Consider the following 25,004-nt stretch of genomic DNA (forward strand, 5'->3'; position numbering starts at 1 on the left):
GGGTGCTCCACGGGAGTAAGAGGGGATGCGTCATCTTAGCGCCAGTCTTGGCTATTTAAAACAGCCAATAAGTGCTATCTTGAGGCTACCAATTCAAGAGCCTTCCCCGCCATGCCAGCTTCCCACCTGAACCAGATCATCGCCGCCTTGCCGCTGCAGCGCGGCGCCACCGAACCGCTGTTCCGCCAGCTGTATGCCGCCATCAAGGCCGCCATCCTCGATGGCCGCATGAGTCCCGGCATGCAGCTGCCGCCCACGCGCGACTTTTGCCTCCTGCTGGCCGTGTCGCGCCAGACGGTGCTCAATGCGTATGCGCTGCTGACGGCGGAAGGCTATCTCGATGGCACCGTGGGGCGCGGCACCTTTGTCAGCCGCGACGTTCCCTTGTCCGTACCTGTAGCCGCGCCGGCCGGCAAGGTGGATGCGCCCGGCCTGCTGCGGCCCCTGTCGGCGCGCGGGCAGGGCGTGGTGGCGGCCATGCGCCAGGTGGCGTTCCACCGGGGCCCGCTGCGCGCTTTCCGCGTCGGCATGCCGCGCATCGACCATTTTCCATTCGACGTGTGGAACCGCCTGGAAGCGCGGCGCTGGCGCCGCCCCGACCACCAGTTCGGCTACAGCGACCCGGCCGGCTACCTGCCGCTGCGCGAGCTGCTGTGCGTGTACCTGAAGGCCTCGCGCGGCGTCCAGTGCACGCCGCAGCAGATCGTCATCACCTCCGGTTCGCAGCAGGCGCTGTTCATGCTCTCGACTATTTTGCTGGCACCGGGCGACGCGGCCTGGATGGAGTCGCCCGGCTACCGGGGCGCCAGCGGTCCGTTGCGCGCGGCCGGCGCGCGCGTGTTTCCCGTTCCCGTCGATGCGCAGGGGCTGGACGTGGCGTATGGCGTGGCGCACTGTCCGCAGGCGAAGCTGGCCTACGTGACGCCGTCGCACCAGATGCCGCTGGGTGTGAGCATGAGTTTGCCGCGCCGCCTGGCCCTGCTGGCCTGGGCCGCACACAACAAGGCGTGGCTGGTGGAGGACGATTACGACAGCGAATACCGCTACTCGGGCGCGCCGCTGGCCTCCCTGCAAAGCCTGGACCGCGATGGCTGCGTGGTGTACGTGGGTACCTTGTCGAAAGTGATGTTCCCCGGCCTGCGCCTCGGTTACATGGTGGCGCCGCCCGCGCTGGCCGAGGCACTGGTGCAGGCCAAGGCCGTGATGGACCGCCACACGGCCATCGTGCCGCAGATGGCGCTGGCGGACTTCATCGCCGAGGGCCACTTTGGCCGGCATATCCGCCGCACGCGCGACAGCAATGCCGAACGGCGCGACCAGCTGGTGCGCGGCTTGGCGCACGAACTCGACGACCAGCTCGCATGCGGCCCGGCCGACAGCGGCCTGGAATTGTGCGCGTACTTTCGCGCTGGCCATGATGAAGAAACGGTGTCGCGCGCGGGGCTGGAACGGGGCATCGAACTGCGCCCTCTGGGGCACTATGCCGACCCTGACGCCGGTGCCGCCTGCGCCACGCCGCCCGGGCTGCTGCTGGGCTTTGCCGCCATTGCCCCGGCAGAGATGCAGCACGGCCTGCTGGAACTGGGGCGCCTGCTGCGCGGCCGATAAACTATACTGGTGCTTGCCCGCACATGAAGAACACGACCATGACTATTACCCGCTGCGCCTGGGCCAATCCGGCCAATCCCCGCTACCTTGACTACCACGATACGGAGTGGGGCGTGCCCTGCCACGACGAGCGCCAGCTGTTCGAGATGCTGAACCTGGAAGGCGCGCAGGCTGGCCTGAGCTGGGAAACCATCTTGAACAAGCGCGACACCTACCGCGCCGCTTTCGATGACTGGGACGCGGAAAAGATCGCCGCGTATGGCCCTGAGAAGGTGGCGCAGCTGCTGGCGGATCCCGGCATCGTGCGCAACCGCCTGAAGGTGGCGGCGGCCATCACGAACGCACAGGCCTACCTGCGCCTGCGCGCGCAAGGCCAGACCCTGGACAGCTTTTTGTGGGCGTATGTCGATGGCCAGCCCATCGTCAACAGCTGGCAACCGGGCGAATTCCCCGCCAAGACGGCCTTGTCCGACACGTTGTCGAAAGACTTGCTCAAGCTGGGTTTCAAGTTCGTCGGCTCGACCATCGCCTACGCCTACATGCAGGGTATCGGCATGGTCAACGACCATGCGCCGACCTGCTTTTGCCGCGCGGGGCATTGATGCGCCGCCCGCTGGTCCTGCTCGACACCGATTTTGACGGCGCCCGCTTTGGCGCAGCCTGTGCGGCGCATGGCGGGCGGCGCCTGCATTACATCGCGCTGGCGCCGCGTCCCGTCGATGCCAGCCACTTGCCCGAGCAGTGGCGCGCACAGTGGCCGCTTTGCGTGCCGGGCCTGCATCGCATGGTCTCGCACGATGGCCTCGTCACGCTCGATGTGCTGATCGGCGAGCCCGATGCCTGCCTGGCGCAATTGTCGGCACGCATCGATGAAGTGCTGCTGGCGTGGGTGCCTGCCGCCATGGCGGTGCTGGCGCGCCTGATGGTCGATGGCGGCCAGCTGCATGCGCTGCATCTGGACGAGGCACAGCGCGCGCAGTTGCAACAGAATGGTTTTGTCTTCGACGAAAGCCGCTTGCGCGCCGTGTTTTATGCGCGGCGCGCAGAACACGTGGCTGCCGTGACGCCCGAACGGCGCGCCATCGTCATCGGCGCGGGCGTGGCCGGCGCGGCCGCCTGCGAACGGCTGGCCGCGCGCGGCTGGAAGGTGACCCTGATCGAGCGCCACGCGCAGCCGGCCAGCGAGGCGTCGGGCAACCTGGCAGGCATCTTCATGCCGTTGCTGTCGAAGGATGACAATATCCCCACGCGCCTGACGCGCGCCGCCTATCTGTACTCGCTGCGCCGCTGGAAAGACCTGGGCGGCATCGGCGCCGCCATCGAGGGTGCGCAAAGCGGCGTGCTGCACCTGGCGCGCGACGGCGCGCATGCGCAGGTGCAGCGGCAGATCGCCGCCAGCGGCCTGTATCCGCGCGAATTCGCCCGCTGGCTGGAAGCGCCCGAGGCGAGCGCCATGCTGGGTGCGCCGGCGCCCGATGGCGCCTGGTGGTTCGCACAGGGCGGTTGGGCACGCCCGTCTTCCGTCTGCGCGGCCATGCTGGATGCCTGCGGCACCTTGCTCACGCGGTGCTTTTCCAGCAGCGCCCTGCGGCTGGAGCGTGGCGATCAGGAGTGGCTGGTGCGCGATGCGGACGGCGCCCTGATCGCGGCGGCACCCACCGTCATCCTGGCGGCGGGCACGGGGGCAGTCAATTTTGAGCAGGCGGCCGGCCTGCCGCTGGACGCCGTGCGCGGCCAGGTCACGCACCTGGCCGAAGGCAGTCTGCCGTCGTTGCCGTTCGTCGTCTGCCGCGAAGCCTACATGACGCCGGCATACCAGGGCGTCATGTGTGTGGGCGCGACCTATGCTGCCGATGCAGACAGCAGCCTGCGCATGGATAGCCAGCACGACAATATCGCGAAGATCGCCGACATGCTCGATCTGTCTCCGTTCGAGGCGCCGCTGGCCGGGCGCACGGGCTTTCGCTGCATGGCGCCGGACCGCCTGCCGCTGGCGGGCGCCTTGCCCGATCCCGGCGTGCCAGGCCGCTGCGAGCGCCTGCGCGACGTACCGCGCTGGCCCGGCCTGTTTGGCTTGCTCGGTTACGCTTCGCGCGGCCTGATCTGGGCGCCGCTGGCGGCCGAGCTGCTGGCGTGCCAGCTGGAGGGCGAGCCGCTGCCGCTGGAGCGTCAACTGGCAGAGGCGCTTGATCCCGCCCGCTTCTTGTTACGTGAACGCCGGCGCGCTGCATAAATCCTCCATATACGTTTTTCAGCTTTCCAAACTCTTTTTAATTTGTTTTCCGAACAACATAAGTTCGCTACAGTGGACTCGTGCTGGTTTTTTGACGACGGAATAAAGAGGTGGAACGATGGCTGCTGCAGAACTGATTTTCGATCCCCGCGCCGCGCACGGCGCGGCGGCCTTTGACGAAGTACTCCATCTCGCGCGCGCCCAGGCGCAGGCCCAGGGCTTGCCGTATGCGGGCGTCGTCAGCGCGCAGGATGCATGGCAGCTGGTGCAGGCTGGCAAAGCCGTGCTGGTCGATGTGCGCACCAACGAGGAACGCACTTTCGTCGGCTACGTGCCCGCCTCGCTGCACGTGGCGTGGGCCACCGGCACGGCCATGAACCGCAATCCCCGCTTTACGCGCGAACTGGAAGCGAAGGCGGGCGGCAAGGATGCCGTCGTGGTGCTGCTGTGCCGCAGCGGCAAGCGCTCGGCCCTGGCCGCAGAAGCGGCCGCCAAGGCCGGTTTCACGCACGTCTTCAATATCGCGCAAGGCTTCGAGGGCGACCTCGACGCGCAGCAGCAGCGTGGCCATAGCGGCGGCTGGCGCTGGCATGCGCTGCCCTGGCTGCAAGATTAAATCTCTTTCCGGGACCACCATGAACCAGCGAGCCATTCCCCCCGCCTCCCTTGCCGCGCAGCCGCAATGGGAACTGCGCCAGATCGTCGACGAATTGCGCGCCGTGCGCGCGCAGTGGCGCGAAGGATTGGCCGGCAGCCAGGAGTGCGGCGCGCGCGAATTCCCGTCGCGCCAGCACTTGCACGACATCGTCGATGCCTTGTGCGCGGCCCTGTTTCCCATGCGCCTCGGCCCCCTCGACCTGCAGCAGGAGAGCGAAGATTTCTTTGTCGGCCACACGCTCGACACGACCCTCACGGGATTGCACGAACAGGTGCGGCGCGAACTCAGTTACCACGCGCGCCAGCACGGCTTGCAGCAGACGGTCTCCATCGAACAGCAGGCGCTGGCCATCGTGCAGCGCTTCGCCCGCGCGCTGCCGCGCATCCGCGCCCAGCTCGACACGGACGTGGCGGCCGCCTTCCATGGCGACCCGGCCGCGCACAGCGTCGATGAAGTGCTGCTGTGCTATCCGGGCATCCTGGCCATCATCCATTACCGCCTGGCGCATACCCTGTATGCACTGGGCGCGCCGCTGGTGGCGCGCATCATCGCCGAGGTGGCCCATTCGCAGACGGGCATCGACATCCACCCGGGTGCCAACATCGGCAGCAGCTTTTTCATCGACCATGGCACGGGCGTGGTGATCGGCGAGACGGCCATCATCGGCGAACGGGTACGCATTTATCAAGCCGTCACCCTGGGCGCCAAGCGCTTTCCCGCCGGCTTTGATGGCGTGTTGAAAAAGGGACTGGCGCGCCACCCGATCGTGCAGGACGACGTGGTCATTTACGCGGGCGCCAGCATACTCGGGCGCGTGACCATCGGCCAGGGTTCCGTCATCGGCGGCAATGTCTGGCTGACCCGCAGCGTGGCGCCCGGCAGCCATGTCACGCAAGCGCACAACCAGCAGGAAGCAGCGGACTTGCCGGCGCCATCGCATCCCGCTTTTGCCCACCACCCATGAGGACAGCATGTTGATCAAACAGTTTGGACTGGCCGTGCGCCAGTTGCGCGAAGGGCATGGCTGGTCGCAGGAGCGGCTGGCCGAAGCGGCCGACTTGAACCGCTCCTTCATCGGCGAAATCGAACGGGGCGCCGCTACGCCGTCGCTGCTGACGGTGGAAAAACTGGCCGTCGCGCTGGGTGTCGGCCTGGCGGGATTGATGGCCCGCTGCGAACCGGAGTTGGTGGATTAGGTCATTGAAAACGCCACGATGATGGCGATAGCATGTTGAGAGATCAGGGGAGACGCTTGATACTTTATTTGTTTTTCAGATAAGCATATTCACTTTTCTCATCAGGAGTAGTCATGGCAGAAGCAACAGAGAACCAGTTCGCGCTGGGCGATAACGCCGCGCGCCAGCTGGCCAATGCAAGCAAGAGCGTCCCCCAGTTATCCACGATCACGCCGCGCTGGCTGGTGCACCTGCTGCAATGGCTGCCCGTGGAAGCGGGTATCTACCGCCTCAATCGCGTGAAAAATCCGAAGGATGTGCGCGTGGCCTGCTCGCAGCGCGACGAGTCGGAACTGCCGCAAACGTTCGTCGACTACGACGACCAGCCGCGCGAGTATTTTCTCAATGCCGTCAGCACGGTGCTCGATGTGCACACGCGCGTGTCGGACCTGTACAGCAGCCCGCACGACCAGATCAAGGAGCAATTGCGCCTGACCATCGAGACGATCAAGGAGCGCCAGGAAAGCGAACTGATCAACAATCCCGACTACGGCCTGCTTGCTAGCGTGCATGACGACCAGCGCATTTTTACGCTGACGGGCGCGCCCACGCCGGACGACCTCGACGAACTGCTGACAAAAGTGTGGAAGGAACCGGGCTTCTTCCTGGCGCACCCGCTGGCGATCGCCGCTTTTGGTCGCGAATGCACGCGCCGCGGTGTGCCGCCACCGACCGTCAGCCTGTTCGGTTCGCAGTTTTTGACCTGGCGCGGCGTGCCGCTGGTGCCGTCCGACAAACTGCCGATCGAAGACGGCAAGACGAAAATCATTTTGCTGCGCGCGGGCGAGCAGCGCCAGGGCGTGATCGGCCTGTTCCAGCCTGGCCTGGCGGGCGAGCAAAGCCCGGGCCTGTCCGTGCGCTTCATGGGCATCAACCGCCACGCGATTTCGTCCTATTTGATTTCGCTGTATTGCTCGCTGGCCGTGCTGACCGACGATGCACTGGCCGTACTGGAAGACGTGGAGATCGGTAAATACCATGACTACCCAGATACCTACAAGTGATGGCGCGGCGGCCCTGGCGCCGTCGTCCCTCTTGCCCGATGAAGCGACCCTGAACCGGCTGGCAGGCGAGTTTTTCGCGCGTTTGCCGGGCTTGGACAAGTCGCCCAGCCTCGGTGGTTCCGGCAGCGTGCTCGATGCGGTGCCCCGCTATGCCAACCGGCCGCCGCCGCAGCCCGGACCTTCGTTCGCCGCCATCGCCCCCGGCGTGGCGACGGCGCAAGTGCCGCCCGTGACGGCGCCCCTGGAGTCGCCGATTGCGCCGGCGCCTGCTTCCGTGCCGACGCCACGGGCATCCAGCCTTGGTGCACCGTCGCCCTACTATTTTGTCGGTGGCGCGCATGGCTATCCCGCGTCGAACGGCAAGCTCGATGGCCTGGCGCAGCAGGGACTGGGGCAGGCGCCGGCGGCACCCGGTGATTTAAGCGGGCTGTTTGCCACGCCGCAGCGCTCGCCCGCGCGTCAGCTGCCCGTATCGCCGGCCAACAGCCAGCCCGCGTTCTATTTCCAGACCGAGCTGCCCTCGGCGACGCAGCCGGGCCAACGCCAGGCACCCGCGCCGTTCGACGTGCACGCCGTGCGGCGCGATTTTCCCGTGCTGCTTGAGCGCGTCAACGGCAAGCCTTTGGCGTGGTTCGATAATGCGGCCACCACGCACAAGCCGCAGTCGGTGATCGACCGCGTGTCGTATTTCTATGCGCACGAGAATTCGAACATCCATCGGGCGGCGCACGCACTGGCGGCGCGCGCCAGCGATGCGTACGAGGCCGCGCGCGCCAAGGTCGCCCATTTCCTTGGCGCCGCCTCGGCCAATGAAATCATCTTCGTGCGGGGCGCCACGGAAGGCATCAACCTGGTCGCCAATACCTTCGGCCGGAAGTACATCGGTAGCGGCGACGAGATCATCGTCTCGCAGCTTGAACACCACGCCAACATCGTGCCGTGGCAGCAGCTGGCGGCGGAAAAGGGCGCGACACTGCGCGTGATTCCCGTCGACGACAGCGGCCAGATCATCGTCGAAGAATTCCGCAAGCTGCTCAACGGGCGCACCAAACTGGTGTCCGTGACGCAGGTGTCGAATGCGCTGGGCACGGTCACGCCCGTGGCCCAGATCATCGCGCTGGCGCATGCGGCCGGCGTGCGCGTGCTGGTCGATGGCGCGCAAGCCGTGTCGCACCTGCGCGTCGACGTGCAGGCGCTGGGCGCCGATTTTTACGTGTTTTCGGGGCATAAAGTGTTCGGCCCGACGGGCATCGGCGCCGTGTATGGCAAGGCGGACTTGCTGGAGCAATTGCCGCCGTGGCAGGGCGGCGGCAACATGATCGCCGACGTGACGTTCGAGCGCACCGTCTACCAGGGCGTGCCGAACCGTTTCGAGGCGGGCACGGGCAATATTGCCGATGCCGTGGGCCTGGGTGCGGCCATCGATTACGTGCAGCGCATCGGCCTGGACAACATCGCCGCCTACGAGCACGCGCTGCTGGAATACGCCACGCACCATTTGCAGGCCATTCCCGGCGTGCGCCTGATCGGCACGGCATTCGAGAAGGCCAGCGTGGCCTCGTTCGTGCTGGCCGGCTACGAGCCTGCGGAAGTGGGGCGCGCCCTGAACGACGAGGGCATCGCCGTGCGCTCGGGCCACCACTGCGCCCAGCCGATTTTGCGCCGCTTCGGCGTGGAAGCGACCGTGCGGCCATCGTTCGCCTTCTACAACACGTATGAGGAAATCGACCGGCTGATCGCGGTGGTGCGCCGCCTGGCGGGTGCGCGCCGCTGATCTTGCCGGTTTGGCAATGCAATGCCGCCCTTGCGCCAGCTGGGGCGGCATTGTTGCGTCAGGTCACGGACTTTGCGCGCGGCTGGCTGGCGTCCGCAGGCTGGCGGTATAATTTATCCTTGGCAATATTCAAGCTGCGGCCCCAAGGAGATATCCGGTGGAAAATCAACACAGCTCGCCCGAGCTTTTCCTGTTCCTGGCGTCGACCGTGCACGACATGAAAAATTCGATCAGCGTGGTCAGCGGCACTTTGGAGTCGCTGCTGGCGGCCGAGCAGGCCAAGCCCGCGCCCCAGGCCGACCCCGCCTACCTGCAGATGGCGCAGATGCTGTACCAGACCAAGCGCCTCAACGATAACCTGATCCAGCTGCTGGCCCTGTACAAGGAAGTGGGCAAGCCTGGCTACCCGTTTGACGTGCAGCCGCAACTGGTGAGCCAGGTCATCGACCAGGTGGTGGACCAGGAAAAGATCCTGCTGGCCTCGAAAGGCATCCGCCTGGAGACGGCTTGCCCGGCCGAGCTGATCTGGACCCTCGATGAAGACCTGGTCATCGGCGTGCTGGCGCATGCCATCAACAACGCCATCCGCTACACGAAGGACACGATCCGCCTGTCGGTGCAGGAGCACGACAATATGCTCGAGCTGCGCGTGGACGACAATGGCGACGGCTACTCGCAGGCGCTGCTCGACGCGGGCGGCGCAGCCATGGATGGCATGGCGGCCGGTGTGAACTTTTCCACCAACAGCACGGGACTGGGCCTGTATTTCTCCAGCGAAGTGGCGAAGATGCACAAGCACCGGGGCCGTAGCGGCAGCATCGCCCTGGAAAATGGCGGCGCGCTGGGCGGCGGCTGTTTCATCCTGCGCCTGCCCTGAATGAGGATGCCATGACGACAGAGAGCCACGCCACCGCCGGCGAAGCGGGCAGCACCGACTGGGCCGACAAGCATTATCTGCTGGTCGACGACTTCATCGGCATTCGCATCCTGCTGCGCGAATCCTTGCGCAACCTGGGCGCGCGCCATATCGACCAGGCCGCCAGCGGCGGCGAAGCCATGAAGCTGCTGGCCAAGACGCGCTACGACGTGGTGCTGTGCGATTACAACCTGGGTGAAGGCAAGAATGGCCAGCAGGTGCTGGAAGAGACGCGCGTGCGCAACCTGACGGCGCCGTCGAGCGTGTGGCTGATGGTGTCGGCCGAGAAAAGCGTGGAATCGGTGATGGGCGCGGCCGAGCACCAGCCCGACGCCTACCTGATCAAACCCATCACGGAAGGCGTGCTGCTGACGCGGCTGAACCGCGTGTGGCACAAGAAGCAGGTGTTTCGCGAAATCGACCAGGCCTGCATGGAAAAGGATTATTTGCGCGCGGCCAGATTGTGCGACGCGCAGATCGAGCTCAACAAGCTGCACGCGCTGGAATTGCTGCGCATGAAGGCATCGTTGCTGCTGAAAAGCGGCGAGCCGGAAAAGGCCCGCGCCGTGTACGAAAAAGTGCTGGCCGAGCGCGATTACAGCTGGGCCAGGGCGGGCCTGGGCAAGATCCGCATGAATAACGGCGAGCACGAGGCGGCGCGGCAGATCTTCCAGGGCGTGATCGTCGAAAACAAGTATTACATCGATGCCTACGATCAGATGGCCGTCGCTTACCAGCTGATGGGCCAGCACGAGGAAGCCTGCGGCGTGCTGGAAAAGGCGGCGCGCCTGTCGCCCAATTCGGTGCCGCGCCAGCGCAATCTGGGGCTGGCCGCCTTGAAAGTCGGCAATGTCAGCATGGCGGAAAAGGCTTTTCGCAAGTGTATTTCCATCGGTGAATTTTCTGTCATGAAGACGCCGGATGCCTACCTGGGCCTGGCGCGCGTGTGCGGACTGAAAAAGGATGCCAAGGAGGCGCTGCAATGGCTGCTGCTGGCGCAGCGTGAATTCCCGCCCGAGCAGATCGGTTTGCGCGCGAAGATCACGGAAGGCATGGTGCACCACGAAACGGGCGATTACCGGCGCGCGCGCAAGTGCGGCGACGAGCTCGAAGCCATGCTGCTGGAAGACCCGGCGCGGCCCGAAAAAAGCATCTGCATGGAACTGGCGACCCTGCTGTTCGCCGTCGGCGTCAAGGATGCGCCGGCCGGCCTGCTGTGCTACGTGGTAAAGAATAACCACGACAACCAGGTGGTGCAGGACGAGGTGCAAAAGATCTTCGACAAGGCGAAGATGGGCGACGAAGGCACCAGCCTGATCATCGCTGCGCGCAAGGAAGCGTCGGACTTGATGAACAAGGGCGTGCTGCTGTGGAAGACGGACAAGCTCAACGAGGCGGTCGCCTGGATGCGCGCGGCACGCGAAAAACTGCCGAACAACCTGCGCATCCTGTTCAATTCCGCGCAAATCATCGTGTCTTTTTTGGAGCAGCGCGGTTACCAGGCGGAATTGGCGGCCGAAGCCATGGAAGTGTTGTTGTATGTAGACAAAATCGCACCGGGACAGCAGCGCTTTGCGCAATTGATGGAGCAACTGGTGCAGCTGACGCCGCCGCCCGGGCCGGAACAGGCCGTCGAGGTGGCGGAAAAAACGCTGCCGGCGCCGGAAAAAGGGGGAAAATCCGTGCGCGAGCGTGCCGGATGATAAACTAGGGGCCAGCGTGGGTTCGCCCGTGCTTGAGTTGCTTTACAACAATAAGGAAGAAACTATGCGTGATGTGGTCAATGAAGTGTACAAAAAAATGAAGGTCGGCAGTATTGCCTGGGTACGCCCGGTCGCCGCCAAGGGAGACACGCTGGAAACATTCCAGTCTTCGTACGAGCACGCCAAGGCGCTGGCCGACGAAGGCCTGATCACGATCGGTGACGTAAAACGCCAGGCCGACAACATGATCGAGGCGATCCGCATTCATCGTATCGCCTGATCATATCGCTGGCTTGACGCGTCAGGCCTTGCCTGGTGCTTTAGCCTTGGGCGCTGCGCGTTTCGCGGGCGCCTTGCGCAGCGGGGCCTTGGCCTTGGCTGCCGTGCCTGCTTCTGCCGGCTTGGCGGACTTGCTGGCCGCTGGCTTGGCCTTGGTGCCACCGCCGAAACTGGCCGCTGCCGCACTGGCAGCGTCGGGCGACATTGCCGTCGACACGGCCTGCTTGAACTGATCTTGTAACAAATTCCACCAAGCACTTGGATTGGCCAACTGGGCTGCTGCCTGGTTGTCGGCATCGTCGGGCACCGCCGCAGCGGGTTCCGGCGCGGGCGCAGGTGCGGGCGCCGGTTTTGGTGCAGGCGCGGGTGCCGCAGGTGTCGCCTGCTGGAAAAACGCGGAAGCGTAGGGCACTGATTCAAAGACGCTTTTCTCGCTGGCGCCGGGCTGGGTGATGGCCGCCGCCAGTGAAGCACCCATCGATTTCAGCGTGGCGATGGTGCCGCGCTGTACTTCCAGCGCCTGGATACTGCCGCGCAGCATGCTGGTATTGAGGTTCAGCCATGCTTCGACGGCTTTCAGGTCGCTGATTTTCTTGTCCAGCTCTTCCACCGACATGGTGGGCGCCGTGATGCCGGGCATGCCCATGCCGGGCACGCTCATGCTGCCCCACAGGTTCTTGACGAAGTCGAGGGTATCGGTCACAACTGCTGCGCCCGGCATTTGGGGCATTTGCGGATTTGCCATGCGAAATCTCCTGGTAGGTGGATGCCCCTAGCGTAGCAGATATCAGCTTGCAACTGACGCAACGCTGCCAACATTTTCTTACATAAAACATCAGGAGTTGAGCGCGGGCAAGAAGCGGGAAGTGGGGTGGAAGCGGTACACTACGGCCTATGATGCCCGACTCCTTCTTTTCGCCACCGCGCCGCCGTACCGTCATCTTTGTCGCGGTCATCGGCGCACTGCATTACGTGGCGTTGGAATGGCTCACCTCGCATGCCCGCATGGTGCCGCTGGGGCAGAATCGTGCGCAGATGGTCAGCATGGCCTTGATCGCCGAGCCGCCCAGGCCATTGCCAGTGGTGCCACCACCGCCGCCGCCCGAGTTCCCCATGCCCAAGCCCAGGCCGCCGCCACCGCCGCCGCCGACGGAACTGGCGTCGAGCGAAACGCCCCAGTGGACGGCGCCCGCCAGCGATGTGCCGCAAGGCCCTGCCACGTCCGAGCCGGCCGCAGTGGCTGCCCCGGCCATCACGGCGCCTGCGCCTGCCGTGGCGGCCGCGCCCGCGCCAGCTGCCGCGCCGCCACCACCGGCCGTCGAGCAGGCACGGCACTACAAGACGAATGTACCTGCCTCGGCCCAGTTCGACTTGCATGTGGACCGGCGCGATGCCGACGGCACCAAGTGGCAGGGCGTGGCCGCCATGGCGTGGGACAACAAAGGCGATACCTACCAGCTGACACTGGAAGTGGGCTTGAGCATGCTGATCACGCGCATCAACCTGCTGGTGCTGACCAGCGAGGGCGTGATCGACGGCAGCGGCATCGTGCCCGTCACGGCCACGGAAAAACGCAAGGGCCGCGCGCAAACGGCCACGCATTTCAAGCGCGACGCCAAGGCCATCACGTTTTCGGCCACGACGGCCACGGCGCTATGGCAGGAGGGGGCGCAGGACAAGGCCACGGTGCCGTTCCAGCTGGCCGCCATCGGCCGCGCCGACGTCAACCAGCTGGCCGGCAATATCGACATCCTCGTCGGCGAGGAAAAGGAAGCGACCGTGTTCCGCTTCCAGCTGGTGGGCGAGGAAGAACTCGATACCAAAATGGGCCGTCTGGTGACCTGGCATCTGCGCCGGCCACCGAAGCCCGGCACCTATTCGTCGCAGCTCGATATCTGGCTGGCGCCGTCCATGCAATGGTATCCGGTACAAATACGCAATACCGAGGCGAGCGGGGCGCTGACCACGCAAACCGTGACCCAAATTCGCGTCAATGACGCTACAGGAAAATAAATGATGACTTTGACTACTTTAAAACGCGTGGTGCTGGCCAGCTTGCTGGCCGCCACCCTGACTCCCGCCATGGCCGACGCGCCCGTGGAGCATCCCGTCATCAAGCGCCCCTACAAGCTGGCGCCATCGGCTGACCTCGTCTATTCGATCAAGGCCAAACAGCGCGGCATCGGACTGTCCGGCGAATCGGTCAGCAACTGGCGCGTGGGCGATGGCAAGTATTCGCTGCTGGCCGAAACCAAGGCTGCCCTGTTCGGCAAGATTTTGGAACAGCGCAGCGAAGGCACGGTGGACGATTTCGGCTTGGCGCCTTCTCAATTCGTGGAAAAACGCTTCCGCAAGGAAGCGGCCACCACCACGTTCAAGCGCGACAGCAAGAGCATCGTCTTCAGCGAGGGCGATGACAGCTATCCGCTGAAAGGCGGCGAACAGGACCGCAACAGTACCGTCTGGCAACTGGTCGGCGTGGCGCGCGCCACGCCCGAGAAATTCACGCCCGGTTCGGAATGGAGCTTCTTCGTGGCCGGTCGCCACGATGCCGAGCCGTGGACCTTCAAGGTCGTCAAGGATGACAAGGTCGCCACCGGCCTGGGCGAAGTGGCTGCCATCCACCTGGTCAAGGCGCCGCCGCCGGACAAGAAGGGCCAGCAAGTGGACCTGTGGCTGGCGCCGTCGCTGGAATGGTATCCCGTGAAGGTGACGTTCGCCGATGAAGACGGCGATTACGTCGAGCAAACCTTGCAAAAGATCGTCAAGAAGTAAGCGCTTGCTAATAACCCCGATGCAGAAACCGGGATCGGACCCTGCAGGGGGATGCACCCAGTGGGTGCATCCGATTCCGAAGGAACCGACCTTTCTTCGCCGTTGGGGTTTCCCTCAATACAACACTCGGCGAACTGACTGCCCGCTGGCGGCCCTCCCACGCGCTAAATTGCATGTCAGAACTGATATACTGACGCCCCCGCCCCGCAGCGCTGCGTTAGCCCGCTGCGCCGCCCGCTGAACACTCATCCGGAAAAGAATGATTGATATAATGGCAAGTGCAGCCGTGGCTACGGATGCACATCAGACAGAGCAAGAGCATCACGATTCCTTGCAGGCGCATTTCCAGCCCAATATTTCGGCCGATGAAATTGAGCAAGTTTTTCACTTGAAGCGGGCGCAGCCTTTGCTGCAAGTGTTTACAGCCCTGTTTCATGGCGGTTTCGATGGCGTGCTGGTGCGTTTGCTGGTGTTGCGCGAGCTGGCGTCCGATGCGGCCACGTCCGCCTATACGCGCGCCGATATCAACACCAAGCTGGCCTATTTATTGCCGGAAAGCCTGGAAACGGTCTTGATGCGCCTGCGCTCGAACCAGTTGCTGGCCTGGGATGCGCAGCAGGGCGTGTACCGCGTCACGCCCATGGCGCGCAACGTGCTGTCCGCTATCGACAGCCTGCTGGGCCTGGGCCAGACGGAAGACGAAGCGGAAATGGGCTTTTTGCTGTCGCAGGTGGCCGGTGCGCAAGCCGTCGGCGGCGTATCCGTTGAACAACTCCAGCATTTGCTGGGCCGCCTGGTGGATTTGACGGAAGAGTTCTCCGACGCAATTGCTTCCGGTTCCGAATTCCGGCTGCGCACGGCGCAAGCGAAGTGGAACATGGCCTGCGACTGGGTCGAGAAGGGGTCCGAGATTCTCGTGGCGATTACTTCCGATGAAAACGCGGACAGCGCCACGCACAAGGCGGCGCAGGCCATCGGCCGCGCACAAAGTAAATTGTTGAACATGCAAGGCATGTTTTCGCGCGCGCTGAACCAGATCGAGCGCCAGCGCGTGCACCTGGGCCAGTCGGGCCTGTCGACCACGGACATCAAGCGCTGGCTCTTGCTGCATGACGACCTGGCCAGCCTGGCCGAGGGCGCCATCGACCAGCCTGTCGTGCCCCTGTTCAGCACGCCGGCCGAGATGATCGACGTGGCCGAAACGGAACTGCTGTCCGAACGGGCGGCAGGTGTCATCAACACGGGCCTGCCCAGCGGAGAGGACGCGCCCACCACCATCAGCGACGGTCCCGCCATGCAGCTTGAACTCGATGACTTGCTCGAACGCCTGTCGAACTTTGCCAGCCTGGGCAATTTCCCCAGCATAGGCGAAGAAGGGCCGAAGTCCGTACCGGTGCAGGATTCGCTGCTGCCGGCCAGCTTTGCCGTGGCATCGTACCGCGCCTCGATGCTGCCGCTGCTCGGTGATGTGTCCGAAGCGAGCTTGCAAGGCTCGACGGCCGAACTGGCCCGTTTGCCGATCACCTTTACACCGACCGACGAGATGGTCCAACTGACCGACCCCCACGTGGCGGCCATGTCGATCGCCTCGCTTTCACTGAATGTTTCACTTGATTTAGATAGCGGCACTGCCGATGAATGACGATTCCCAAATCCTGATTGCGCGCCTGCTCACGCATCAAACCCTGCGCCGCGACGACAAGCTCGTCAAGCGCGTGCTGTCCGACGAGCTGTTCCGCGCCGAGATCGATGCGCGCCTGCTGGCCTGTGGCCTGAAACTGCTCGACAACGTGTATGCCGACCACGTAACTTTGGCCCTGACGCGCACCATCGAGCCGAAGATTTTCGGCGCGCGCGACGTCTGGCAAAACAATAATTTCGGTTTGGCGCGCGATGGCGTGGCCTTGCTGGTGGTGCTGTGGGCGCAGATCATCCTGCCCAAGCGCGAACGCCAGGAAACGCACCAGCACGCGGACGATGACCAGAACGATATGTTCGGCACGGAAAAACCGCTGCCGCGCGCGGAAGACGCCTCGATCGGCATTTCCTACAAGGCGCTGCTGTCGGACTTCGGCGACAAGCTGGGCAAGAAAACGCGCATGGACATGAACCTGGGCACGCTGGCCAAGCTGGGCTTCATCGAGCGTCGCGGCGACTTCATCCTGGAAGGTCCGCTGCTGGACCTGATGATGGATACCGACGTCTTGAAAGAGCGCATCATCAATGGCGCCCTGGCCGACGTGTTCAAGCGGGCGCCGGCACGCCTGGTGGCCGTCGATCCTGACGCCGACCTGGCTGACGACCTGTCCGCCGAGATCGGCGACTTGCCAGACGCCGGTGACGCCGATTCGTCCGACCTCCCTCACTGAAAGCGCCCATGTTTCATATCAAATCACTTGAACTGGTGCACTGGGATTACTGGCAGCGCATCAAGAATATTCCGCTCGACGCGAAGATCATCACCATCGCGGGGCAGAACGGCTCGGGCAAGACCACCTTGCTCGACGCCTTGCGCACCCTGTTCGGCCTCGATTGCTCGATGGGCCGCACGTACAAGCACTATGCGCGCCACTCGGGCCAGCAGACGGCCTGGCTGCGCGCCGTGGTCGACAACAAGAACGTGGGCAAGCAGCTGTCGAACCGCCCATTCCGCAGTTCCGGCTTCTTCAGCGACGATGAAGTGACCCTGTTTTGCCAGATCCAGAAGAATGGCGGCGACTGGAAGCGCCAGTATCTGATGCGTCCGGGCAATGTGCAGATCGAGGACATCACGGACGCCAACGACTGGCTGGGCGTGGAGAACTACCGCAAGCGCCTGGCCAATGCGGGCCTGTCGCCCGCCATGTCGAAAGTGCTGGCGCTGGAGCAGGGCGAGACGGACAAATTGTGCGAATACGCGCCGCGCCAGTTGCTCGACCTGGTATTCCAGGTGTTCGGCGACAAGGAAGTGCTGGACGCCTACGACGAAGCCAAGCGCCACCAGCGCGATACGGAAGTGGAGCTGAAACGCTTCGAGACGGAACTGGAAGCGTCGAAGACCAACCTGGAAGGCTTGCGCCTGCGCGTAGCCAATTACCACCAGTGGGAAGGGCTGCATAAAGAGCGCCGCAACCTGCTGGAAGAAGTGCTGCCCAGCTTGCAATACCACGAGGCGCGCGAAAAGGCGGCTCAGGCCAGCCGGCAATTGCGCGATGCGCGCAAACCGATGGCGCAGGCGGACCAGCAGCTGACGGATAAACGCAATGCGCTGGCGGCGCAAGCGAAGGCCCTGTCCGACGCGCAGATGAACGAAACTTTGCTGGAGCAGGAATCGATTGGCTTGCAGAGCCGCTTGTCCCTGATCAATAGCAAGCTGAAACCGCTGGATAGCCTGCTGGAACAGAAGGACCGTTTGCACAAGCTGGCAGCCGACTCGGGCAGCGACATCGCCGAAGTGACGGCACAGCTGGAACAGAAGGAAGCGCAATTGCTGCAGCAGCGCCAGCAGCGCGACGCCTTGTCGGCGCGCATCGCGGGCGAGCAGGCGACGATTGCCGCGCTGCAAGGCAAGACGGCCATGCCGGAGCCGGACAATGTGCGCGGCATGCGCCGCGCGCTGCGCGACGCGGGCATCAGCCACGCCATGCTGTCGGACATCGTCGAAGTGACGGACAGCCGCTGGCAGGGCGCCGTCGAAGGCGTGCTGGGCGGCTATGCCTCGGTCGTCCTGCTCGATAAAGCCAAGGATGCGGCTGCCGCCTACCGTCTGGCGGAGAAGGAGCGCTATCGCCACTTCATCGTGCCCGAGCTGGTCACGGCGCCTGTCGCGAAAGACGAGAGCTTGCTGGCCGTGGTGAAATTTTCCGCGCCCGTGCCCAGCTGGCTGATCGAGCAATTGTCGCGCATCGCCCGCGTCGATTCCGTCGAAGCTGGTTTCAAGTTGGGCAACAATGAGGAGTGGATCACGCCCGAGGCGTATCACCGCGAACGCCGCGGCGGGCGCTCGCTGTTCGTGGAAGCGTCGCGTTACCGCTTCGGCCAGGCCGGCCGCAGTGGCCGCCTGGAAGCGCTGCTGCGTTCGCTGCCGGGCCTGGAAGGACAGGAAGATACGCTGACCCTGGCGATCTCGAAACTGGCGGCCGAAGTGGGCGCCCTGAAAGCGCGCATCGCCGGCGTCGACGCGGCCAAGGAACTCAGTGCGCGCCAGGAAGAATTTGCCGAAGCGCTGCGCAACTCGAAGCCGCTCAAGGAAGAGCGCCTGGAAGTGGGCGGCCGCCTCGGCGAGCTGCAAAACCTGACGAAGAACGCCACCGTGGCGCGCACGCGTGCCGATACGGTGTGGCAAAACGCGCGCCTGGCGTTGTCCGAAGCGGAAGCGGGTGCGCGCCTTGGCTACAAGAAGCAGATCGAGCAGCGCACCGAGCATGCGCGCGCCTTGCTGGCCTTGCGCCATGCATGGCGCCATCTGCCGAAAAGCTGGCGCCGCCCTGCGCGCCGCGCGGCGCTCGTCGCCGAGCACCAGAATGCGCACCAGGTCGATCTGCGCGTGGCCAGCCTGCAAAACAGCCTGGCGCGCGACGACTGGGAACTCGACGCCACCGTCATCGACCAGCATCACCGCCTGTCGGACCAGCTGCATGGCCGCCAGTCGGAAACGGACGAGCGCCGCTACCAGAACAACCGCGCCATCGAAGCGACGGGCAATGCCCGCGGCGCCTACATGGAACGCTTGCGCTATACCATCAAGACCTACAGCAAGAACATCAAGGAGCTGGGCGAGCTGGCCGGCATCGAAGTGCATGCCGACCCCGTGCGCCTGGAAAACGATGACGTGCAGCTGTCGCAGGCGGGCTTGCACGTGCGTTTCAAATTTGACGGCAAGGGCGTGATCGGCATGAACGATGGCGAAGCGTCGGGCGGCCAGCAGGTGATGAAGTCGCTGGTGCTCTTGATCGGCTTGCTGAAATCGGACGACGGTTCCGGCGGCTTCGTCTTCATCGACGAACCGTTTGCCCACCTCGATATCCGCAACATTCAATTGGTCGGCGAATTCCTGAAAAACACGCAAGCGCAATACCTGATGACGACGCCATTGACGCACAACACGGATGTCTACGATCCATCGGAACTGACTTTGATCACCAGCAAAAAGAAAAAGGATAGCCAATGGGCGCAACCGATTTTCGTGCTGCAGCGCCGGGTCGAGCCCGTAGCGGGCAAGGTGGCGTGATGCGCCGTTTGCTGCTGTCGGCCGCGCTGGCGCTGGCGTGTTCGGCGCCAGCCATGGCCAATGACGGCATCGGTTCCGTCAGTGCCGGCGGCATTATCGTCGGCAAGACCGACGCCGTGGCCATGAAAAAGGAGGTGCTGACGGTCAGCACGGACTTGATCAAGGTCGAGTACGAGTTCCTCAACGAATCGGCAAGCGATGTGGAAGAGACCATCATCTTCCCGCTGCCTGCCTACCAGGCCGGTTACCACCAGTCGCCCACGTACTATGGCCAGCCGCAGCAGTTCTCGATCGAGGTCGACGGCAAGCGCAAGGATTACCAGACCGTGCTGCTCGCCAAACTCGACGGCCGTGACGTGACGGCGCGCCTGGCGCAGCTGGGCCTGTCGGACGCGCAAGTCGCCTATTTCCCGTCATTCAGCCCGTTCGAAAAAAAGGTGGCGCCTGTGACCGCCGCGCAGAAAAAAGCCATGGTGGCCGAAGGCTTGCTGGCCAAGCTGTCCGAAGACGACGAATGGGTGCCGGCCTGGTCCGTGACAGTGGTCTACCAGTGGCAACAGAAATTCCCGGCCGGTAAAACGGTGCGCGTGCGCCATCAATATGCCCCCTTCGTGGCCGCCGGCCCCGGTGCCTCCTACCTGGGCGAAGGCAAGGAGTTTGAACAAAAATATTGCGGCGACAAGGCTTTCTACAAGACGTGGAACCGCCTGGCGGCACAACAGGGCGAGGGCGGCTTCGTCAATGCCAAGTGGGTCTCGTACATCCTGAAGACTGGCAACACCTGGAAGAATGGCATCGAGGACTTTACCCTGAACCTGGTCAAGGGTAAGCCGGATGAGTTGATCAGCCTGTGCTTCCCTGGCACGTTTACCAAGATCAACCCCACTACCTTGCAGGTGAAACTGCGCAATTTCCGTCCGCAGCAGGATCTGAACGTGTATTTCGGCAATGTCGAGGGTGGCAGCGAGAATACGGGCGAGGCGCCTGCGCTGCGCCCCCATTATTTGCTGAAAAAATAGAAAGATATCGCCATGCCAACTGCAACTCTCAATCGTCCTCTGCGTATCCTGTTCCTGGGGATGCTGCTTGCCGCGCCCGCCGTCCGGGCCGACAGCTACACCGATTTCCAGGACGCCAGTGCGCGCCTGGAAGCGATGGTGGCCAAGGCGACGCCGCAAAGCGGCTTGCCGCGCGTGGGCGACCCTGGCGTGGCGGCACTGTTTGCCCAGGCCGCCGATGGCCCGCGCCTGTTCCAGGCACCCGTGGCCGCGCTGCAAGACATGAACCAGAGCGTGGCCGTGTGCGAGCGGGCGACCAACCTGGGTAAGGCGTATTACACGTTTGGCCTGCAACGGCCGCTGCTGCTGTCCGGCGCCGAGCTGCAGCAGGCGCGCCGGGAGCAGGTGACGCAGAATCTGGCCAATTATGGCGATGAAATGGCCGCCCTGTTTGCCTTCGGCGTGCATTGCCATGCGCACTTGATCGGCTTGATGGAAGCCGAGTTCAGTACGCAGCCGGCGCAGGGTGTGAGCGGTGCCGAGCGCATGCGCGCCCGCGCCTTCAGCAAGGGATCGAGCACCATGTTTGCGAACGTGGTGCAGTTTGTGCAGGTGCCGTTCTGGAATGTGGCGCAAAAGAACGTCATGCTGGCAACGGCGGCGCAGCACGCCACGGCGAATGCCAATCTGATGGCGCCGCCCTTGCGCGAGCGCCTGCTGACCAGTCTGGCCGATGCGGACAAGGATCTCGATCCATCCCTGGCGCCGGCGCTGGCGACGATACGCCAGGCACTGGCGGTGACGACGTGTACCGGCCTGTGCCAGTACTACTAAGTTACTCGGCGGCCTGCAAGGGCTTGTTGCGCTGGCGCCAGCGCACCAGGCCCCACGCATACATGGCGTAGTAGCCGATGACCAGGCCATAGGCGGCCATGGTCAGCGGGCTTTGGCCGAATGGCGGCGGCGGCACGGGCACGTCGAGGCGCGTGTTCAGGTAGATTTCCATGCCGCGGTACAGCAGGCGGGCGATGAACAGCATCGTGATGGCCAGGCCCAGGTAGCGGTGCTGGGTAAAAAAGAAATCTTTTCCGACTTGCTCGAAGCGCGTCAGCTTCAAGCCCAGCACGCCCAGCCAGCCGCCGGCCAGCGCTGCCGCGCCCAGGCTGGACAGGGGCAGGATGTCGAATTTCGTCGTTGTCGCCAGGAACAGCAGCAGCGCGGGAAACGCGATCGCCACGCTCCAGTGGCGCCACAGCTGCGACTTCTGGCGCGCCACCAGTTTCTTCAGGCGCGAATAAATACGCCAGACCAGCAGCGGGACCAGTAACAGCAGGGCGAGGGTGGTGGTTTCCATGTAGGCAATCGGGTGCGGGTAAAACAGCGATTGTAAGCGAGATGGGGACGGGCGGCGATGCTTGTCAAACGGTAAAAGTTGCTGGTTGACATTTACATGGCATGAACGCACTATGCCTTGTCACAATGCACCGCCATGAGCGGTGCGGTGCGTTCGCTGCTTGTCACCACCTTCATACACTGGAGTTTCATGTCTACTCGTTTGCCTTTGCTGCCCATCACTGTCGGCCTGTTGGCCTCGTCTTCCCTGGCCATGGCGCAAGATGGCGCTTATCAAGCCCCGCCAGCGCCCCTGCAAGCCATCGTCGATGCGCCGCGCGCGCCGACCCTGAGCCTGAGCCCGAAACGCAACCTGGCGGCCGTGCTGCCCACGCCATCCTTGCCCGGCATTAGCGAAGTGGCGCAGCCGGAACTGAAGCTGGCGGGTTTGCGCATCAATCCGCGCACCTATTCGGCCAGCCGCTTCAGCTTCCACACGGGACTGGGATTGCTCGACATCGATACGCAGAAGGAAATCAAGGTCAGCGGCTTGCCTGTCTCGCCCCGCATCGCCGACCTGGCCTGGTCGCCCGACCAGCGCTACCTGGCGTTTACGCATGTCGCCTATGCCGATCCCGCCAAGGGCGTGAAGGAATCGGGCGTGCAATTGTGGCTGCTCGACGTGCAGACGAAAGCGGCGCGCAAGCTGGCCAGCGCGCCCCTGTCGACCGTGTATGGCCGTGGTTTTTCCTGGATGCCGGACAGCAAGACCCTGCTGGTGCAGCTGAAGCCGGCCAAGCTGGGTGGGGCACCCGTGGCGAGCGGCATCCCGACGGGTCCGTCCATCCAGGATAGCGTGCCGGGCGGTGGCGTCAAGCAATTGCGCACCTATCCCGACCTGTTGAAGAACGAACAGGATGCCCAGCTGTTCGAACACTACATCACCGTCCAGCTGGCCTTGCTGGACGTGGCGGGCAAGCAGCGCCTGGTGGGCCAGCCGGGCCAGTTCTCGCGCGTGTCGGCCTCGCCCGATGGCAAGCACCTGCTGACGACCCGCATCGTGCGTCCGTATTCGTACATCGTGCCGGCGCATGACTTTGCCCACCAGATCGACGTACGCGACCTGAATGGCAAGGTGGAGCATGCGGTGGCGGCACTGCCGCTGGAGGAAGGGCTGCCGCCAGGCAATGACGCCGTGTCCGCCGGCGTACGCTCCGTCAGCTGGCGCGTCGATGCGCCCGCCACTCTGGTGTGGGCTGAAGCGCAGGACGGCGGCGATCCGGCCAAGACGGCGGAGATCCGCGACATCGTCTATACGCAGGCGGCGCCGTTTACCGACAAGCCGGCCGTGCTGGCCAGGCTGGGCTCGCGCTATGCGGGCGTGGCCTGGGGGCGCGGCGACCTGGCCCTGCTCAGCGAAGCGTGGTACAAGACGCGCGCCGTCAAGCAGTGGAAGATTTCGCCAGATCAACCTTCCACGCCAGCCGACCTAGTGTATGCGGGATCGTTCGAAGACCGCTACAACGATCCGGGCCAGCCCGTCATGCGCGCCGATGCGGCCGGCTTGCCGCGCTTGCTCATCGCCGCCGATGGTTCCATCCTGCTCGATGGCCAGGGCGCCTCGAAGGATGGCGACCGTCCCTTCATCGACCGCCTGAACCTGGCGACAAAACAGAAGCAGCGCCTGTTCCAGAGCGCCGCGCCGTACTATGAAAACGTGGTGGCCGTGCTGGACGAGGACGGCAGCCGTTTGCTGTCGACGCGCGAGTCGCCTGTCGAGCAGCCGAATTACTATGTGCGCAACCTGAAGCAGCAGGGCGCGGCACAATTGACGGCCCTCACGCACTTCCCCCATCCGCTGCCGCAATTGAAGGACGTGCAGAAAGAGCTGATCCGCTACAAGCGTGCCGATGGCGTGGACTTGACGGCCACCCTGATGCTGCCGCCGAACTACGACGTCAAGCGCGATGGCCCATTGCCGACCCTGATGTGGGCATATCCGCAGGAATTCAAGACGGCCAGCGCCGCCAGCCAGACCACGGGTTCGCCGTACAAATTCAATGCCGTCAGCTACTGGGGCCCGGCCGCCTTCCTGTCCATGGGCTACGCCGTGCTCGACAACCCATCCTTCCCCATCGTCGGCAACGGCGAGCAGGAACCGAACGACACCTATCTGCCGCAGCTGGTGGCCGATGCCGAGGCGGCCGTCGATGAAGTGGTGCGCCGTGGCGTGTCCGACCGCAACCGCATCGCCATCGGCGGCCACTCGTATGGCGCCTTCATGACGGGCAACTTGCTGGCGCACACGCGGCTGTTCCGCGCCGGCATCGCCCGCAGCGGCGCCTACAACCGCACCCTGACGCCGTTCGGCTTCCAGGCGGAAGAGCGCTCGTTCTGGCAGGCGCCCGCCGTCTACCAGGCCATGTCGCCGTTCAACTATGCGGACAAGATCAAGGATGCGCTGCTGATGATCCACGGCGAGCAGGACAACAACTCGGGCACCTTCCCCATCCAGAGCGAGCGCATGTTCCAGGCCGTCAAGGGACTGGGCGGCACGGCGCGCCTGGTGATGCTGCCGAACGAGAGCCATGGCTACCGCGCGCGCGAATCGATCATGCAGATGCTGTATGAAAGCAACAACTGGCTGGAAAAATATGTGAAGAACGCCGCGCCACGGGCCGCCGACGTCAAGCCGGCAGCGAAATAAGGGGCGCGCAGGGCAGGAGGCGCATTTCTCGTGGTATGGTCTTCTTTTGTCTGCAGGGAGGCCAGCCATGTCCGTCATCCACGCCCACCGCGCGCCCGACCCGGCGCCTGTCGATGAACCCATGCCGGCGCCGGAGCCGCAAGAAGCGCCCGGGCACCATCCGGGGCCCGTGCACCCGGTGCCGCAGGACGATCCGGTGCCACACCCGCATCCCAGTTAACCTCGTCAAGAAAGGCTGTTTCAGATGGCAATTGTCAAGGAAGTCTACACACGCAAAGTCAGCGGAGAATCGTTTGACTATGAACTCGATTACACCCAGGGCGCGGACGTGGCCTGGATTGCGCGCGTGTACCACGATGGCGTGCTGAAAGGCTCGCCGCACGGCGCGCTGACGGCCAACGTGCTGTCCGGCCCCGCGCTGGAACAATATCTGCGCGCGTATGTCGAAGGCATGATAGAGCGGGGGCTCGACGTGGCTGAATAAGATCGCCTTTGCGGTCGATCAAGAAAAAGGGCGCCGAGGCGCCCTTTGTTGTTTCTGTGGTGTCGGATTACGCGGCTGCGCCGCTAATC

At 64.1% G+C, this 25,004-nt stretch carries 23 protein-coding genes; 21 read left to right on the forward strand and 2 right to left on the reverse strand.

From position 1 onward, the window contains the following. Positions 1-111: 111 nt before the first annotated feature. The 11 genes from pdxR to FJQ89_RS21000 all read left to right on the forward strand — a co-directional run bounded on the left by pdxR (position 112) and on the right by FJQ89_RS21000 (position 11,411). Positions 112-1,608, forward strand: coding sequence for a MocR-like pyridoxine biosynthesis transcription factor PdxR (gene pdxR, locus FJQ89_RS20950; RefSeq protein ID WP_141171561.1), 1,497 nt, complete (start codon positions 112-114; stop codon positions 1,606-1,608). A 38-nt stretch (positions 1,609-1,646) separates the two neighbouring features. Next, positions 1,647-2,210, forward strand: coding sequence for a DNA-3-methyladenine glycosylase I (locus FJQ89_RS20955; RefSeq protein WP_141171562.1), 564 nt, complete (start codon positions 1,647-1,649; stop codon positions 2,208-2,210). Continuing rightward, positions 2,210-3,841, forward strand: coding sequence for an FAD-dependent 5-carboxymethylaminomethyl-2-thiouridine(34) oxidoreductase MnmC1 (gene mnmC1 / locus FJQ89_RS20960; protein WP_141171563.1), 1,632 nt, complete (start codon positions 2,210-2,212; stop codon positions 3,839-3,841). Before FJQ89_RS20955 ends, mnmC1 begins: the two co-directional genes overlap by 1 nt. A gap of 118 nt (positions 3,842-3,959) precedes the next feature. Then, the gene (locus tag FJQ89_RS20965; protein ID WP_141171564.1) at positions 3,960-4,457 is read left to right on the forward strand and encodes a rhodanese-like domain-containing protein; all 498 of its coding nucleotides are present in this window, start codon (positions 3,960-3,962) and stop codon (positions 4,455-4,457) included. Positions 4,458-4,476: 19 nt separating this feature from the next. Then, the gene (gene epsC / locus FJQ89_RS20970; protein WP_141171565.1) at positions 4,477-5,463 is read left to right on the forward strand and encodes a serine O-acetyltransferase EpsC; all 987 of its coding nucleotides are present in this window, start codon (positions 4,477-4,479) and stop codon (positions 5,461-5,463) included. A gap of 7 nt (positions 5,464-5,470) precedes the next feature. After that, on the forward strand, positions 5,471-5,695 hold the full coding sequence (locus tag FJQ89_RS20975; RefSeq protein ID WP_070305409.1) for a helix-turn-helix domain-containing protein: 225 nt from the start codon (positions 5,471-5,473) through the stop codon (positions 5,693-5,695). 113 nt (positions 5,696-5,808) lie between these two features. Beyond that, positions 5,809-6,738 carry a family 2A encapsulin nanocompartment shell protein gene (locus tag FJQ89_RS20980; RefSeq protein WP_034784363.1) on the forward strand — a complete coding sequence of 310 codons (930 nt, stop codon included), beginning with the start codon at positions 5,809-5,811 and terminating at the stop codon, positions 6,736-6,738. Beyond that, a complete protein-coding gene (locus tag FJQ89_RS20985; protein ID WP_141171567.1) occupies positions 6,713-8,512 on the forward strand; it encodes a family 2A encapsulin nanocompartment cargo protein cysteine desulfurase in 1,800 nt (599 codons plus the stop codon). The genes FJQ89_RS20980 and FJQ89_RS20985 overlap by 26 nt, the downstream gene beginning before the upstream one ends. A 157-nt stretch (positions 8,513-8,669) precedes the next feature. Beyond that, a complete protein-coding gene (locus tag FJQ89_RS20990) occupies positions 8,670-9,389 on the forward strand; it encodes a sensor histidine kinase (RefSeq protein WP_141171568.1) in 720 nt (239 codons plus the stop codon). 11 nt (positions 9,390-9,400) lie between these two features. Next, positions 9,401-11,131, forward strand: a complete 1,731-nt coding sequence (locus FJQ89_RS20995; protein WP_141171569.1) for a tetratricopeptide repeat-containing response regulator — start codon at positions 9,401-9,403, stop codon at positions 11,129-11,131. Positions 11,132-11,195: 64 nt separating this feature from the next. Beyond that, positions 11,196-11,411 carry a hypothetical protein gene (locus FJQ89_RS21000; RefSeq protein WP_010394693.1) on the forward strand — a complete coding sequence of 72 codons (216 nt, stop codon included), beginning with the start codon at positions 11,196-11,198 and terminating at the stop codon, positions 11,409-11,411. Positions 11,412-11,432: 21 nt separating this feature from the next. On the opposite strand, the gene FJQ89_RS21005 is transcribed toward FJQ89_RS21000, so the two are convergent. Next, positions 11,433-12,155: a PhaM family polyhydroxyalkanoate granule multifunctional regulatory protein gene (locus FJQ89_RS21005; RefSeq protein ID WP_141171570.1), complete on the reverse strand. Its 723-nt coding sequence runs from the start codon at positions 12,153-12,155 to the stop codon at positions 11,433-11,435. 149 nt (positions 12,156-12,304) lie between these two features. On the opposite strand from FJQ89_RS21005, the gene FJQ89_RS21010 reads away from it, so the two are divergent. The 7 genes from FJQ89_RS21010 (at position 12,305) to FJQ89_RS21040 (ending at position 21,226) form a co-directional block, all read left to right on the forward strand. Further along, positions 12,305-13,423 (forward strand): DUF3108 domain-containing protein, encoded by a 1,119-nt coding sequence (locus FJQ89_RS21010; protein ID WP_243136163.1) that lies wholly within the window; start codon positions 12,305-12,307, stop codon positions 13,421-13,423. Further along, on the forward strand, positions 13,424-14,185 hold the full coding sequence (locus FJQ89_RS21015) for a DUF3108 domain-containing protein (protein WP_141171571.1): 762 nt from the start codon (positions 13,424-13,426) through the stop codon (positions 14,183-14,185). Positions 14,186-14,456: 271 nt separating this feature from the next. Further along, positions 14,457-15,827, forward strand: coding sequence for a hypothetical protein (locus tag FJQ89_RS21020; RefSeq protein ID WP_141171572.1), 1,371 nt, complete (start codon positions 14,457-14,459; stop codon positions 15,825-15,827). Further along, positions 15,820-16,554: a hypothetical protein gene (locus tag FJQ89_RS21025; RefSeq protein ID WP_141171573.1), complete on the forward strand. Its 735-nt coding sequence runs from the start codon at positions 15,820-15,822 to the stop codon at positions 16,552-16,554. The genes FJQ89_RS21020 and FJQ89_RS21025 overlap by 8 nt, the downstream gene beginning before the upstream one ends. 8 nt (positions 16,555-16,562) lie before the next feature. Further along, the gene (locus tag FJQ89_RS21030) at positions 16,563-19,394 is read left to right on the forward strand and encodes an ATP-binding protein (protein WP_141171574.1); all 2,832 of its coding nucleotides are present in this window, start codon (positions 16,563-16,565) and stop codon (positions 19,392-19,394) included. Next, the gene (locus FJQ89_RS21035) at positions 19,394-20,413 is read left to right on the forward strand and encodes a DUF4424 family protein (protein ID WP_168208498.1); all 1,020 of its coding nucleotides are present in this window, start codon (positions 19,394-19,396) and stop codon (positions 20,411-20,413) included. Before FJQ89_RS21030 ends, FJQ89_RS21035 begins: the two co-directional genes overlap by 1 nt. Before the next feature lie 12 nt (positions 20,414-20,425). After that, complete coding sequence (locus FJQ89_RS21040; RefSeq protein WP_141171576.1) at positions 20,426-21,226, forward strand: hypothetical protein; 801 nt, start codon at positions 20,426-20,428, stop codon at positions 21,224-21,226. A gap of 1 nt (position 21,227) precedes the next feature. Here FJQ89_RS21040 and FJQ89_RS21045 read toward each other — a convergent pair whose 3' ends face one another. After that, positions 21,228-21,746: a CcdC protein domain-containing protein gene (locus tag FJQ89_RS21045; protein ID WP_141171577.1), complete on the reverse strand. Its 519-nt coding sequence runs from the start codon at positions 21,744-21,746 to the stop codon at positions 21,228-21,230. A gap of 189 nt (positions 21,747-21,935) precedes the next feature. Between FJQ89_RS21045 and FJQ89_RS21050 the strand changes: the two genes are divergently transcribed. From FJQ89_RS21050 to FJQ89_RS21055, 3 genes are all read left to right on the forward strand, one after another. Further along, positions 21,936-24,431 (forward strand): alpha/beta hydrolase family protein, encoded by a 2,496-nt coding sequence (locus FJQ89_RS21050; RefSeq protein WP_168208499.1) that lies wholly within the window; start codon positions 21,936-21,938, stop codon positions 24,429-24,431. Between the two features lie 67 nt (positions 24,432-24,498). Further along, positions 24,499-24,651: a hypothetical protein gene (locus FJQ89_RS28105; protein ID WP_168208500.1), complete on the forward strand. Its 153-nt coding sequence runs from the start codon at positions 24,499-24,501 to the stop codon at positions 24,649-24,651. A 24-nt stretch (positions 24,652-24,675) separates the two neighbouring features. Then, entirely contained in the window at positions 24,676-24,915 is a 240-nt protein-coding gene (locus FJQ89_RS21055; protein WP_034753464.1) for a hypothetical protein, read from the forward strand. Positions 24,916-25,004 lie beyond the last annotated feature (89 nt).

The organism is Janthinobacterium tructae, from assembly GCF_006517255.1.
In the GTDB taxonomy this organism is placed as follows: Bacteria; Pseudomonadota; Gammaproteobacteria; order Burkholderiales; family Burkholderiaceae_D; genus Janthinobacterium; species Janthinobacterium tructae.